We start from the raw sequence: 14,164 nt of genomic DNA, 5'->3' as shown, positions 1-14,164 counted from the left end.
GCCGTTCGGCGCTGCGACCGGGCGTCACTGCGAGGTGCGGCCGATCGCCCAGAAGCGGAACACGCCGGTGTTGTCCAGGGTGCCGTCCACGCCGGTGATGCCGGGGCGGTAGACGTAGAAGGACTTGTTCTGGAACAGCGGGACCATCGGGACGGCGTCGGCCAGGATCTTCTGGATCTGCTCGTAGGCGCCGCCGCCGGTGCGGTCGGTGAGCTTGATCGAGTCCGGCACCAGCTGGTCGCTGATCTGCGGGTTGTTCCAGCCGTTGTGGTAGGCGCCGCCGTTGACCACCAGCGGGCTGATGTAGTCGTCGGCGTCGGCGTAGTCGGGGGTCCAGCCGACGGTGTACGCCTGGTAGCTGCCGTTCTTCCAGCCGGCCTGGTAGGCCGTCCAGTCGGGCTCCTGCTGGACGGTCACCTGGAACAGCCCACCGTTCTCCAACTCCTCCTTGACGGCCTGGAGTTCGGCCTCGCCGGCCCGGGCCCGGGACCAGGTCAGGGTGAGCTTGACCGGGGTGGTGACGTGCGCGTTGGCCAGGATCCGCTTGGCCTTGGCCGGGTCGGGCTCGCCGTACTTGTCGAAGAAGGCGGTGCTGTGGCCGGCGACGCCCGCCGGGACGACCGAGTACAGCGGCTGCACGGTGCCCGCGTAGACCCCCTGGGAGATCGCCTTGCGGTCGATCAGCTGGGCGGCGGCCTGCCGGACGGCCTGGTTGCCGCCGGTCTCGTCCTTGGTGTTGAAGACCAGGTAGCGGGTGTCGCCGGAGGCGCCCTCGGCGACCCGCAGGGCGCCGGTGCCGGCCAGGTCCGCGTCCTTGATCTCGGCGGCCTGGGCGGGGTCGAGGCTGTTGTCGGTGAGGTCGACGGCGGCGCTGTCCAGGGCGGACTTCAGCTCGGCGGGCTTGTCGAAGTACCGGACCGTGAACTTGGTGTTGCGGAGCTCGGCGGTGCCCCGGTAGTTCGGGTTGGCGCTGAGCTGGACCTTGCTGGGGGCCTTGCCGTTCATCTCGACCGAGTCGATCCGGTACGGCCCGGAGCCGACCAGGGAGGTGTTGCCGAGCAGCTTGTCGGCCGGGAAGACCTGGTGGTCGACGATCGACCCGGCCGCGGAGGCCAGCTTGGCCGGGAGCACCGCGTCGGGGCTCTCCAGGTGGAAGGTGACCTCGCGGTCGCCGGAGGTCTCCACCGAGGCGATGGTGGACAGCAGCGGGCTCGGGCCGGACGGGTCGGCGATCTTCTTGACCCGGTCGATGGAGAACTTGACGTCCGCGGCGGTCAGCGGGTGCCCGTTGGAGAACTTCAGGCCGCTGCGCAGCGTGCACTGGTAGGTGAGCGCGTCGGTGTCGGTGAAGCGGCAGGACTCGGCGGCGTCGGGCTGCGGCTCGGTCGCGCCGGCCGGGAAGCTCAGCAGCGACTGGAAGGCGTTGTTGAGGATCAGCCAGGAGCCCGCGTCGTACGCGCCGGCCGGGTCCAGCACGCTGGTCACGTTGGTGGTGCCCATGGTGATGGCGGCGTCGCCGCCGCCGGCGGCCTTCTCGACGGAGGCGCAGCCGGCCGCCGTGGTGGCGACGAGGGCGGCGCAGCTGAGTGCGGCCAGTCGGTTGGGCGTCGTCATGCGGGGTGGTCTTCCTCACTGCGTGCGGCCGGCTGTCGCCGGTGCCCGCCGCCCGGCGCCGGGGTGGGGCGGGGCCGCGGGTCTGCTGCGGCCGTGCGCGCCCGTCGTCCCGGGTTTCCGGGGTGGGCGTCGGCACGGCACGGGGACTGAGACGCCTTAGCGTGCCACATCGCCCCCGGACGGTCACCGAGGGTCCGGCCGGGGCGGCCGCGCGGGGTTCGGACGATCTTGTCCGAGCACCCGACGAGTTGTCAGCCAATGCCCGTTTTCAGCCGCGCGGCCGGACACGTTCCGCGTACCGACGGACGCGGAACGAAACCGGCAAAGCGGTGCGAGGGAGACGAACCTCACACCCGGGCGCCGGCCAGGGTGCGCAGCAGGCCCAGGTCGACGTGCTCCAGCGAGGGCAGCACCAGGCGGCCGGGGGCGGGTTCGATGGCGGTGATGGAGGGGACGGCGATGACCGGGCAGCCGGCCGCCTCGGCGGCGGCCACCCCGGTGGGAGTGTCCTCGACGACCACGCAGCGGGCCGGGTCGGCGCCGAGCCGGGCGGCGGCGGCCAGGTAGGGGTCGGGGTGCGGCTTGGTGCGGGCGACCTCGTCCCCGGCCACGGTGAAGGCGAAGTGCTGGGCGCCCAGGCTGCGCAGCACGATGTCGATGATGTGCCGGTGCGAGGCGGACACCAGCGCGGCCGGGACGCCGTGCGCGCCCAGGGTGTTGAGCAGCCGCTCGGCGCCGGGCATCAGCGGGACGCCGCCGGCCAGCAGGTCGACGAAGCGCTGGTTGATCAGCACGGTCAGTTCGGCGGGGCTGAGGGTGACGCCGGTGCGGCCCAGCAGGTAGTCGATGACCCGGGTCATCGGGCCGCCGACCACGTGGGTGCGGTCCTCGGCGGTGAGCCGGTGGCCGAGTTCGGCGAACAGGTCGACCTCGGCCTGCCACCAGAAGTCCTCGGTGTCGACCAGCGTGCCGTCCATGTCGAGCAGGACGGCGTGCAGGCCGCTGTCCTCGCCGTCTCCGCCGATGCGGACCGGGGTCGAGACCGTCGTCATGCGCGCCGTCCTTCCGGGTGGGTGGCCGGGCGCGCGGGCGCGTCCGGGGCCGGGCGCGGATGCGTCCGGGGATGGCACGGGCCGGCCCGCCTGGCCCGGCCCGGCCGGTCTCACCGGATCAGCGCGCGGCGTTGGGCGCCCGGCTGGGAGTGCCGGCGGAACGCCCTCGTACTGGGTGCACTTGGGTGTTTCGCCGGTGCTTCCAGGCGGGATGCACGGCGTCGCGCGCCCGGTGAGACCGGCCGGGCCGGGCCCGAGCGGACCGGCCCGTTTCAGGATCATCAAGAATACGCCCGGCCGGTGGGATTGCACCGGTCGGCGGTGCGGCGAACGGATGATCTCCGGTTGAAGACCTACCGCGCGTTGAAGTACTTGGCCTCGGGGTGGTGCAGCACGATCGCGTCGGTCGACTGCTCGGGGTGCAGCTGGTACTCCTCGGAGAGGACCACGCCGACCCGCTCGGGCTTGAGCAGCTCGGCGATCTTGGCCCGGTCCTCCAGGTTGGGGCAGGCGCCGTAGCCGAGCGAGAAGCGGGCGCCGCGGTACTTGAGGGCGAACATGTCCCGGACGTCCTGCGGGTCCTCGTCGCCGAAGCCGAGCTCGTAGCGGACCCGGGCGTGCCAGAACTCGGCCAGCGCCTCGGCGAGCTGGACGGACAGGCCGTGCAGCTCCAGGTAGTCGCGGTAGGAGTCGCCGGCGAACAGCTCGTTGGCGGCCTCGGAGATCCGGTTGCCCATGGTGACGACCTGCAGGCCGACCACGTCGCGCTCGCCGGACTCCTCCGGGCGGAAGAAGTCGGCCAGGCACAGCCGGCGGCCGCGGCGCTGGCGGGGGAAGGTGAACCGGGTCAGCTCGGAGCCGTCCTCGCGGTAGAGGATCAGGTCGTCGCCCTTGGAGTTGGCCGGGTAATAGCCGTAGACCACGGCGGGCTCCAGCCAGCCCTCGGTCTGGAGGCGGTCCAGCCAGCCGCGCAGCCGCGGCCGGCCCTCGGTCTCCACCAGCTCCTCGTACGTCGGGCCGCCGGAGCGCCCGCCCTTGAGGCCCCACTGGCCCTTGAACAGCGCGTCCTCGTCCAGCCAGGAGGCGTAGTCCTGGAACGGGACGCCCTTGATGATCCGGTCGCCCCAGAACGGCGGGGTCGGAATCGGGTTGTCGGTCGCCACGTCGGAGCGGATCTGGCCGAGGTTGACCTCCTCCGGCTCCTCCACCTCGACCCGGGCGTGCCGGCGCTTGCGCAGCTCGGGCAGGGCGGCGCCGGGGACGCCGCGCTTGACGCCGATCAGGGCGTCCATCAGGCGCAGGCCCTCGAAGGCGTCCCGGGCGTAGCGGACCTCGCCCTGGTAGATCTCGTGCAGGTCCTGCTCGACGTAGGCGCGGGTGAGGGCGGCGCCGCCGAGGATGACCGGGAAGTCGGCGGCCAGGCCGCGCTGGTTCAGCTCCTCCAGGTTCTCCTTCATGATCACCGTGGACTTGACCAGCAGGCCGGACATGCCGATCACGTCGGCCTTGTGCTCCTGGGCGGCCTCCAGGATCGCCGAGACCGGCTGCTTGATGCCGAGGTTGACGACGTTGTAGCCGTTGTTCGACAGGATGATGTCGACCAGGTTCTTGCCGATGTCGTGGACGTCGCCCTTGACGGTGGCCAGCACGATGGTGCCCTTGCCCGCGCTGTCGGACTTCTCCATGTGCGGTTCGAGGTGCGCGACGGCGGCCTTCATCACCTCGGCGGACTGCAGCACGAAGGGCAGCTGCATCTCGCCGGAGCCGAACAGCTCGCCGACCACCTTCATGCCGGACAGCAGCGTGCCGTTGATGATCTCCAGCGCCGGGCGCTCGGCCAGCGCGGCGTCCAGGTCGGCCTCCAGGCCGTTGCGCTCGCCGTCGATGATCCGGCGCTGCAGGCGCTCCTCCAGCGGGAGCGCGGCCAGCTCCTCGGCCTTGGACGCCGCCGAGGAGGCCGCGGAGACGCCCTCGAACAGCTGCAGCAGCTTCTGCAGCGGGTCGTAGCCCTCGGAGCGGCGGTCGTAGACCAGGTCCAGGGCGGTCTGCCGGCGGTCCTCCGGGATCCGGTTCATCGGGAGGATCTTGGCGGCGTGCACGATCGCCGAGTCCAGGCCGGCCTCCACGCACTCGTGCAGGAAGACGGAGTTGACGACCTGGCGGGCGGCCGGGTTGAGGCCGAAGGAGATGTTCGACAGGCCCAGGGTGGTCTGCACCTCCGGGTGGCGGCGCTTGAGCTCGCGGATCGCCTCGATGGTCTCGATGCCGTCGCGGCGGGACTCCTCCTGGCCGGTGGCCAGGGTGAAGGCCAGGCAGTCGACCAGGATCGAGCTCTCGTGGATGCCGTACTCGCGGCCCAGCTGCTCGATCAGCCGCTCGGCGATGGCGACCTTGTGCTCGGCGGTGCGGGCCTGGCCCTGCTCGTCGATGGTCAGCGCGATCAGGCCGGCGCCGTGCTCGCGGGCCAGCGCGGCGATCTTCCCGAACCGGGTGTCGGGGCCGTCGCCGTCCTCGTAGTTGACGGAGTTGAGGACGGCCCGGCCGCCCAGCATCTCCAGGCCGGCCTGCAGCACGGGCGGCTCGGTGGAGTCCAGCACGATCGGCAGGGTGGAGGCGGTGGCGAGGCGGCCGGCGATCTCGCGCATGTCGGCGACGCCGTCCCGGCCCACGTAGTCCACGCACAGGTCCAGCAGGTGGGCGCCCTCGCGGATCTGCTCGCGGGCGATCTCCACGCAGCTCTGCCAGTCCCCGGCGATCATCGCCTCGCGGAACTTCTTCGAGCCGTTGGCGTTGGTGCGCTCGCCGATCGCCAGGTAGGAGGTGTCCTGCCGGAACGGCACCGACTGGTAGAGCGAGGCGGCGGACGCCTCGGGCCGCGGGTCGCGCGGGGCGAGCGGCCGGCCCTGCACCCGCTCGACCAGCTGCCGCAGGTGCTCGGGGGTGGTGCCGCAGCAGCCGCCGACCAGGGCCAGGCCGTAGTCCCGGACGAACACCTCGTGCGCGTCGGCGAGTCCGGCCGGGCTGAGCGGGTAGTGCGAGCCGTCCTTGGTGAGCACCGGCAGGCCGGCGTTCGGCATCGCGGACAGGCCGACCTTGGCGTTCTTCGCCAGGTAGCGCAGGTGCTCGCTGTACTGCTCGGGGCCGGTGGCGCAGTTCAGGCCGATGAAGTCGATGCCCAGCGGCTCCAGCGCGGTCAGCGCCGCGCCGGTCTCCGAGCCCAGCAGCATGGTGCCGGTGGTCTCGATGGTGATCTGCGCGAAGATCGGCAGGTTCACGCCCGCCTCGGCCAGCGCGGCCTTGCAGCCCAGCACCGACGCCTTCACCTGGAGCAGGTCCTGGCTGGTCTCGATCAGCAGCGCGTCCACCCCGCCCGCGATCAGGCCCGCCGCGTTCTGCCGGAAGCCCTCGCGGACCACCGCGAAGGTGGTGTGGCCCAGCGTCGGCAGTTTGGTGCCCGGGCCCATCGAGCCCAGCACCCAGCGGAGGCGGCCGTCCTTCGCGGTGAACTCGTCGGCCACCTCGCGGGCGATCCGGGCGCCGGCCTCGGACAGCTCGAAGATCCGGTCGGAGATCTCGTACTCCCCCAGCGCCCAGTGGTTGGCGCCGAAGGTGTTGGTCTCCACGCAGTCCACGCCGACCTCGAAGTACGCCTCGTGCACCGAGCGCACGATGTCGGGGCGGGTCACGTTCAGGACCTCGTTGCAGCCCTCCAGCTGCTGGAAGTCCTCCATCGACGGGTCCTGCGCCTGGAGCATCGTGCCCATTGCCCCGTCGGCCACCACGACTCGGGTGGCGAGGGCCTCTCGCAGGGCGTCGGCGCGGTCCTGCTGGGCGGACGTGGGTACAACGGTGGCCATGTGGCTGCTCCCTGAGTGCGACGGCTGTCGGCTATGCGTCCCGCCTGGACCGGGGGCGCACCCCGCCAGGGTATCGGTCCCCCGGGGTGCGGACGGAACCCGTTCCGCATCCTGGGCGTCCTTGTCCTCCGGAAGGGAGCACGATCATGCCCACTTCGGGGAAGCGGAGCCGGTGGAAGCACGTCCGGCACGCCCTGCGCGCGTCCGAATGGCGGACACTGCCCGCCCGGGCGCGCCGCCGCTGGCGGGAGCGGACCCGCTGGAGCCGGCGTCGGCGCGCCCTCACCGCGCTCGGCACCGCGCTCGCCCTGCTGGTCCTGCCGGTGCTCGGCGCGGCCGCGGCGCTGCGCTGGGAGTACGCGGGCGAACCGGCCGCGGACGCCCGCACCCGCGGCAGGGACGCGATCTGGCTCGGCCACGCCTGGGTCGACGGGCGGCGCACCCCGGAGGAGCTGACCGCGCTGGCCGCGAAGGTGCGCAGCACCGGCATCCACGACCTGTACGTGCACACCGGGCCGCTGGCGCACGACGGCTCGCTCGATCCGGGGCTGGCGCCCGGCGCGGCGGACTTCCTGGCCCGGGCGCACGCGGCGATGCCCGGGGTGCGGGTCCAGTCCTGGCTGGGGGACGTGGTGGCGCCCGAGAAGGACGGCCTGCACCTGGACCGGGCCGACGTCCGGGACTGGATCACCGCCTCCGCGCGGCAGGTCCTCGACCTGGGCTTCGACGGCGTCCACTTCGACCTGGAGCCGGTGCACTCGGGCTCGGCCGGCTTCCTCGCCCTGCTCGACCAGGTGCACGCGCTCACCGCCGCCCGGGCGGTCCCGCTGTCCATCGCCGCCCCGCAGATCGACCCCGTCCCCGGGCTGGGCCGGGTCACCTTCGCGCTCAGCCACCACGGCAAGTACTGGTCCGCCGGGTACTTCGCGGCGGCGGCCCGCCGGGTCGACCAGGTCGCGGTGATGTCCTACGACACCTCGATGCCGGTGGAGTCGCTCTACGGCGGCTACGTCGCCCGGCAGACCTCGCTCGCCCTCGCCAACACCCCGCCGGACGTCGACCTGCTGATGGGCCTGCCCGCGTACTGGGCGGACACGCCCTCGCACCGGGGCGACGCCGAGACCGTCCGCGCGGCGGTCCGCGGCGCCCGGCTGGGCCTCGGCCCGGGCGGACGGCAGAACTTCGGGCTCGCGCTGTACGTGGACTTCGCGGCGACGCCGGACCACTGGGCGGCGTACCGGGACGGCTGGTGCGACTAGCTTCATTGGGGCGAAACCGGGGGCGCGGGGAACCGCGCGACCGGCCCGGCACCTTCAGCGGGATCGCGAGGTGGTGCGGGTACTGTCCCGCGTCGCGATCTGGCTGTGCGTGCTCGGTTGGCCGCGCAGTTCCCCGCGCCCCTGTCGGTGCGCCTCCGGGGTTCGCCCTACCGGAGCCAGACAGCCGTGTCGGCGGGGAGCCGGCCGTCCGTGAGGGGGCCGGAGGCGAGGAGGATCTCGCCGTCGAGCGGGAGCGGCGAGGCGGAGAGGTTGACCAGGCAGCGGACGTCGCCGCGGCGGAAGGCGAGGACGCCTTCGGGGGCGTCCGGGAGCCAGCCGAACTCGCCGCGCAGTTCGCGGCGGGTGCGGATGCCCTCGCGGTAGAGGGCGAGCATCGAGGCCGGGTCGCCGTTCTGGGCCTCGACGGTGAGCGGGGCCCAGTCGAGGGGCTGCGGGAGCCAGGGGTCCTTGCCCTCGCGGGTGAAGCCGTAGGGCGGGTGGGTGCCGCTCCAGGGGAGCGGGACGCGGCAGCCGTCGCGGCCGGGGTCGGTGCCGCCGGAGCGGAAGTGCATCGGGTCCTGGAGGGTGTCCAGCGGGAGGTCCTCGACCTCGGGCAGGCCCAGTTCCTCGCCCTGGTAGAGGTAGAGCGCGCCGGGCAGCGCCATGCTGAGCAGGGCGGCGGCCCGGGCCCGGCGGCGGCCGAGGTCGAGGTCGGTGGGGGTGCCGAAGGACTTGGTGGCGAACTGGAAGCGGGTGTCCTCGCGGCCGTAGCGGGTGACGGTGCGGGTGATGTCGTGGTTGGCGAGCACCCAGGTCGCGGGGGCGCCGACGGGGGCGTGCGCGGCGAGGGTGGTGTCGATGGACTCGCGCAGCGCGGCGGCGTCCCAGGGCCGGGCCAGGAAGTCGAAGTTGAACGCGGTGTGCATCTCGTCCGGGCGCAGGTAGCGGGCGAAGCGCTCGGCGTCGGGGACCCAGATCTCGCCGATCAGGACGCGCGGCGTGCTGTAGGAGTCGGCGACAGCGCGCCAGCTGCGGTAGATCTCGTGCAGGTCGTCGCGGTCGACGTAGGGGTGCGGGCGGCCGGGTTCGACGTCGGCGAGGTCGGGGTCCTTGGTGAGCAGGCCGGCCGAGTCGATCCGGACGCCGGCGGCGCCGCGGTCGAACCAGAACCGGAGGATCTCCAGGTGCTCCTCGCGGACGGCGGGGTGGGCCCAGTTGAGGTCGGGCTGGGCGGCGGCGAACAGGTGCAGGTACCACTGGCCGTCGGGGAGGCGGGTCCAGGGGCAGCCGCCGAACTCGGACTTCCAGTCGTTGGGCGGGAGTTCGCCGTCCTCCCCGCGTCCCTCGCGGAAGTGGAACAGGTCGCGCTCGGGGCTGCCGGGGGCGGCGGCCAGGGCGGCCCGGAACCAGGGGTGCTGGTCGGAGACGTGGTTGGGGACGATGTCGACGATCGTCCGCAGGCCCAGGTCCGAGGCGTCCGCGATGAGCTGTTCGGCCTCCTCCAGGGTGCCGAAGACCGGCTCGACGCCGCGGTAGTCGGCGACGTCGTAGCCGCCGTCGGCCATCGGGGACGGGTACCAGGGGTTGAACCAGATGGCGTCCACGCCGAGTTCGGCGAGGTACGTCAGCTTCGCGCGCACTCCGGCGAGGTCCCCGATGCCGTCGCCGTTGCCGTCGGCGAAACTGCGCGGGTACACCTGGTAGATCGCCGCGTTCCGCCACCATTGCTCTGACACGGTCAGGGTTTCCTTTCAGAAGGTTGTTGGACCGGGGTCGCCTGGCGGGTCTCAGCCCTTGAGGCTACCCGCGGTGAGACCGGCCATGATGTTGCGCTGGAAGACCAGGAACAGGGCGATGGTCGGGATCGAGGCCAGGAACAGGCCGGCGATCAGGGTGTTCTGCGGCATGGAGGTGGCTGCGGTGTTGACGCCGACGTTGAGCGTCTCGTGCTCGGGCACGGTGATCAGCGGCCACAGGAAGTCCTTCCAGACCGCGACCAGGCCGAAGATCGACACCACGCCGAGGATCGGCCGGGACAGCGGCAGGACGACCGACCACAGGGTGCGCAGCGGGCCGGCCCCGTCGATGGCGGCGGCGTCCAGCAGCTCGTTCGGGATCGAGTCGAAGAACCGCTTGAGCAGGAAGACGTTGAACGCGTTGGCCACGGTGGGGAGCCAGATCACCCACGGGGTGTTCATCAGGTTCCAGTGCACCAGCGGCAGGTCGAGCACCGTCAGGTACTGCGGGATCACCAGGGCGGCGGCCGGGATCATCATCGAGGCCAGCATCATGCCGAGGATCACGTTGCCGAGGACCGGGCGCAGCTTGGACAGCGAGTAGGCGGCGGCGACGCAGAAGGTCAGCTGGAGCAGCAGGGCGCCGCCCGCGTAGACCACGGTGTTCAGCAGCAGCTGGCCCATCCCGAGCCGGTCCCACGCCTCGGTGAAGGCGTGCGTGCTGGGGTGGGAGGGGATGATCGTCGGCGGGGTCTGGACGAGTTCCTGGGAGGACTTGAAGCCGCCGGTGGCCATCCAGTAGAGCGGGCCGACAAAGACGAGGGTGGCGACGACCAGGGTCAGCACCAGGACGGTCCAGTAGGCGCGGCGGCCTCCCGGCTGGTTCAGCCGGACCGGGGAGATCAGGGTGCGGGTGGCGCTGCTTCGGACGGTCTTGCTCATCGTCACTCCTCCCCGCCCCGGCGCTCCAGCCACAGGTAGACGGCGGAGAAGGCGCCCAGTACCAGCAGCAGGACGACGCCCAGCGCGGCCGCGGTGTTGAACTTGTCGAAATTGAACGCGTAGTTGTAGAGCATGTAGACCACGGTGGTGGTGGAGCCCTGCGGGCCGCCGCCGGTGAGCACGAAGGACTCGGTGAACATCTGCATGGTCGCCACGACCTGCAGCATCAGCATCAGCGAGAGGATCAGCCGGGTCTGCGGGATGGTGACGTGCCAGATCCGGCGCAGCAGTCCGGCGCCGTCGAGTTCGGCGGCCTCGTAGAGCTCGCCGGGGATGCTCTGCAGGGCGGCCAGGTAGACCAGGGTGGCGCTGCCCATGTTGGCCCAGGTGGAGACGAGGACCAGGGAGAGCATCGCGGTGTCCGGCGAGGCCAGCCAGGACGAGGTGGGCAGGTGCAGGGCCTGCAGGATCTGGTTGAACAGGCCGTAGCCGGGGTCCATGAAGTACTTGAACAGCAGGATGCCCGCGACCGGGGGCAGCATCACGGGCAGGTAGACCAGGATGCGCAGGTAGCCCTGGGCGTGCCGGAACTCGTTGACCACCAGGGCGGTGACGAACGGTGCGAAGAAGCCGAAGAAGAGGGCGATGCCGGTGAACTCGAAGGTGTTCTTCCAGGCCGGCCAGAACTCCGGGTCGGCGAAGATCTGCCGGAAGTTGTCGAACCCGACCCAGTGGGTCTCGCCGTAGCGGACCTTCTGGAACGACATGACGATCTCACGGACCATCGGGTACCAGGTGAACAGCGCGAAGCAGAGCAGTGCGCCGATCAGGAAGGCGTGGGCCCGCAGGTTGCGGGCGAGCGCCCGGCGCAGTGCGCCCGGTGTCCGGCCGCGGTTGCGGGTGCGGGCCGCTTCGGCGCCGGTGCGCCCGCGGGTCAGCGTGGTGGTCATGGGTGGTGACTCCTCGTCAGGTGGCCGGCCACCGGCCGGGCCGCGGGAGGTCGCGGCCCGGCCGGTGGCGCGGGGTCACTGGTTGGCCAGGATCTGGTTGGCCTGGGACTCGGCGGTGGCGAGCACGCTGTCGAGGTTCGCGTTGGGGTCGGTCATCGCGGCCGACATCGCGGTGTCGAGGATCTTGTAGAGCTGCTGCGCGGCCGGGGGCTCGGTGATGGACTTGGTGGGGTTCTTGACGTACGGGTCGTAGTTGCTCAGCGGCAGGTTGCCGTTGGTCTTCAGCGACTCGGTGATGGCCTGGATCTGCGCCGAGTCGGCGGACCAGAAGTAGGGCTGCGGGACGGCGATCGCGACCGGGTCCTTGCTGCTGCCCGCGAGGGTCTTGGAGCGGGCGAAGTTGAACTGGCCGGCGTCCGGGGTCTGGTACTGGAAGTTGATCCAGGCGATCTCGGCCTTGATCTGGTTCGGGGTCTGGCCCTTCTTGATGTAGTACAGGTCGCCGCCGCCGAGGCTGTCGCCGGGGCCGGTGGCGCCGGGCATCGGGCCGATGCCGTACGCCTTGGCGTCGGCGCCGAGGACCTCGATCAGGTGCTTGACGACGTCGGGGGCGCCGAGGAACATGCCGACCTTGCCGGTGGCCAGCGGCGGGAAGGCGTCGGCCCACTGGGTGACCGGGGTGGCGCTGATGCTCTGGTCGGTGAAGCGCATGTCGTGCAGGCGCTTGAGGACCTGCTTGCCCTCGGCCGAGTTGAACGCGGCCTTCTTGCCGTCGTCGGTGACCATCTTGCCGCCGAGGCTGTAGAGCTCCGAGGTGAAGTGCCAGCCGCCGGTGTTGCCGCCGGAGTAGTCCTCGTAGCCGCTGATGCCGTTGCCGAGCGCGGCGATCTTCTTCGCGGCGGCCTGCACCTCGTCCCAGGTGGTCGGCGGCTTGTCGGGGTCGAGGCCGGCCTGCTTGAACAGGTCGCGGTTGTAGACCAGGCCGGTGGTGTAGTAGTTGATCGGCAGCGCGTAGACCTTGCCGTCGACCGTCATGTTGTCCTTGACGGACGGCAGCATCGAGGAGAAGCCGGGCAGCGTCTCGTCGTTGACGTACTTGGTGATGTCCTCGGCGTCGCCGGAGTTGAGGGTGGCGTCGCGGTCGGTGAAGTAGGCGTGGAACGCACCGGTCTCGTTGTGCGCCTTGTACTGCGCGGTCTGCTGGGCCGGAACCTCGCACTGGCCGACGTACGGCTTGGCGTTGATGGTGACGTTCGGGTACTTCGTCTTGAACAGCGCCAGGTCGTCGGCGTAGTTGGCCTTGCCCGCCGCCTGGTCCGCGCCCGGGGCGCAGTCGATGGAGATGGTGACGGTCGCGTTCGGGTCGAGCGGCTTGCCGTCCGCCACCCCGGCGGCGGCGTCCGTCTTGCCGCCGGAGGAACCGCTGCTGCACGCGGCGGTGCTCAGCAGCATGCCCGCGGCGAGAGCGATGGCGGCCATCCTGCTCGATCTGTTCAGCTTCATGCGTGTACCCCATGGGTGGGAGAGGTTTCGGGAGAGGCCGGACGAAAACCGACGTGTGAGGAACGTAGGTCCTTGAATCTCGTAACGCAAGAGGTTGACGAGAAAGTGAAAAGTTACGACTGCGCATCGACAGCCAGCCGTCGCCCCGCCGGTCGCCCCGAGCCGGACAGAACCCGACCTCAGCGTACTTGCAGCCGTCCTTGCCGCTTCTTGCTAGATTCTGTTCTACTTTTGCGCATGAAGAGCAAGCTCTCCGTGGTGGCGCACCATGTCGGAGTCAGTGAGGCCACGGTCAGCCGGGTCCTGAACGACAGACCCGGCGTCAGCACCGCCACCCGGCTCGCCGTCCTCACCGCCCTGGACGTCCTCGGCTACGAGCGGCCCACCCAGTTGCGCGGCGAACGCGCCCGGCTGATCGGCCTGGTGCTGCCCGAACTGCAGAACCCGATCTTCCCGGCGCTGGCCGAGGTGGTCGGCGGCGCGCTCGCCCAGCGCGGCTTCACCCCGCTGCTGTGCACCCGCACCGCGGGCCTGGGCGAGGCGAACCACGTCGGCGCGCTGCTCGACCAGCACGTCTCCGGGGTGGTCTTCGCCGGCGGGCACTGCGCCCAGGCCGACGCCTCGCACGAGCACTTCGCGCAGCTGCGCGAGCGCGGCGTCCCGGTGGTGCTGCTGAACGCCTCGGTGGAGGAGCTGGGCTTCCCGCAGGTCGCCACCGACGACGCCGTCGCGGTGGCCCAGGCGTTCGCCCACCTGGACACCCTGGGGCACCGCCGGATCGGGCTGCTGGTGGGCCCCGAGGACCACGTGCCGTCCCGCCGCAAGCTCGCCGCCTTCACCCGCCAGTACGCCCTGCGCGGCCGCGAGCCGCGCCCGGAGTGGGTGGCGCACACCATGTTCGGCCTGGAGGGCGGCCACGCCGCCGCCGAACGGCTGCTGGAGGCCGGGGTGACCGGCGTGGTCTGCGCCAGCGACCCGCTGGCCCTGGGGGTGGTGCGGGCCGCCCGGCGGGCCGGGCTGGACGTCCCCGGCGACCTGTCGGTGATCGGCTTCGACGACTCGGTCTTCCTCAACTGCACCCGGCCGCCGCTGACCACCGTCCGGCAGCCGATCGAGGCGATCGGCCGGACCGCGGTCTCGCTGCTGGCCGGGCAGATCGACGGCGCGCCGGCGGCCCCGGGCGAGCTGCTGTTCGAGCCCGAGCTGGTCGTCCGGGGCTCCACCGGCCCGGCCCCGCAGCGGCCCTGAGCC

9 protein-coding genes are annotated in these 14,164 nt (G+C 71.6%); 2 read left to right on the top strand and 7 right to left on the bottom strand.

The genetic code is table 11. The annotated features are described in order from the left end of the window. Positions 1-24: 24 nt before the first annotated feature. The 3 genes from ACWEO5_RS07420 to metH all read right to left on the bottom strand — a co-directional run bounded on the left by ACWEO5_RS07420 (position 25) and on the right by metH (position 6,523). Positions 25-1,614 carry an ABC transporter substrate-binding protein gene (locus ACWEO5_RS07420; RefSeq protein WP_452161008.1) on the bottom strand — a complete coding sequence of 530 codons (1,590 nt, stop codon included), beginning with the start codon at positions 1,612-1,614 and terminating at the stop codon, positions 25-27. Positions 1,615-1,961: 347 nt separating this feature from the next. After that, entirely contained in the window at positions 1,962-2,666 is a 705-nt protein-coding gene (locus tag ACWEO5_RS07415) for an HAD family hydrolase (RefSeq protein ID WP_452161006.1), read from the bottom strand. A gap of 353 nt (positions 2,667-3,019) precedes the next feature. Next, positions 3,020-6,523 (bottom strand): methionine synthase, encoded by a 3,504-nt coding sequence (gene metH / locus ACWEO5_RS07410; protein ID WP_452161004.1) that lies wholly within the window; start codon positions 6,521-6,523, stop codon positions 3,020-3,022. Positions 6,524-6,669: 146 nt separating this feature from the next. Between metH and ACWEO5_RS07405 the strand changes: the two genes are divergently transcribed. Continuing rightward, on the top strand, positions 6,670-7,782 hold the full coding sequence (locus tag ACWEO5_RS07405; protein WP_452161002.1) for a hypothetical protein: 1,113 nt from the start codon (positions 6,670-6,672) through the stop codon (positions 7,780-7,782). A gap of 167 nt (positions 7,783-7,949) precedes the next feature. On the opposite strand, the gene ACWEO5_RS07400 is transcribed toward ACWEO5_RS07405, so the two are convergent. The 4 genes from ACWEO5_RS07400 to ACWEO5_RS07385 all read right to left on the bottom strand — a co-directional run bounded on the left by ACWEO5_RS07400 (position 7,950) and on the right by ACWEO5_RS07385 (position 12,889). Next, entirely contained in the window at positions 7,950-9,518 is a 1,569-nt protein-coding gene (locus ACWEO5_RS07400) for a glycoside hydrolase family 13 protein (RefSeq protein WP_452161000.1), read from the bottom strand. A gap of 51 nt (positions 9,519-9,569) precedes the next feature. After that, positions 9,570-10,460 carry a carbohydrate ABC transporter permease gene (locus ACWEO5_RS07395; RefSeq protein ID WP_344557681.1) on the bottom strand — a complete coding sequence of 297 codons (891 nt, stop codon included), beginning with the start codon at positions 10,458-10,460 and terminating at the stop codon, positions 9,570-9,572. A 2-nt stretch (positions 10,461-10,462) separates the two neighbouring features. Beyond that, positions 10,463-11,410, bottom strand: coding sequence for a carbohydrate ABC transporter permease (locus ACWEO5_RS07390; RefSeq protein ID WP_452160998.1), 948 nt, complete (start codon positions 11,408-11,410; stop codon positions 10,463-10,465). A 75-nt stretch (positions 11,411-11,485) separates the two neighbouring features. After that, positions 11,486-12,889, bottom strand: a complete 1,404-nt coding sequence (locus ACWEO5_RS07385) for an ABC transporter substrate-binding protein (protein ID WP_452160996.1) — start codon at positions 12,887-12,889, stop codon at positions 11,486-11,488. Between the two features lie 261 nt (positions 12,890-13,150). Between ACWEO5_RS07385 and ACWEO5_RS07380 the strand changes: the two genes are divergently transcribed. Further along, a complete protein-coding gene (locus tag ACWEO5_RS07380; protein WP_452160994.1) occupies positions 13,151-14,161 on the top strand; it encodes a LacI family DNA-binding transcriptional regulator in 1,011 nt (336 codons plus the stop codon). The last annotated feature ends 3 nt before the right edge of the window (positions 14,162-14,164 follow it).

Source organism: Kitasatospora sp. NPDC004272 (genome assembly GCF_053603035.1).
This window is presented reverse-complemented; position numbering and strand designations above follow the sequence as displayed.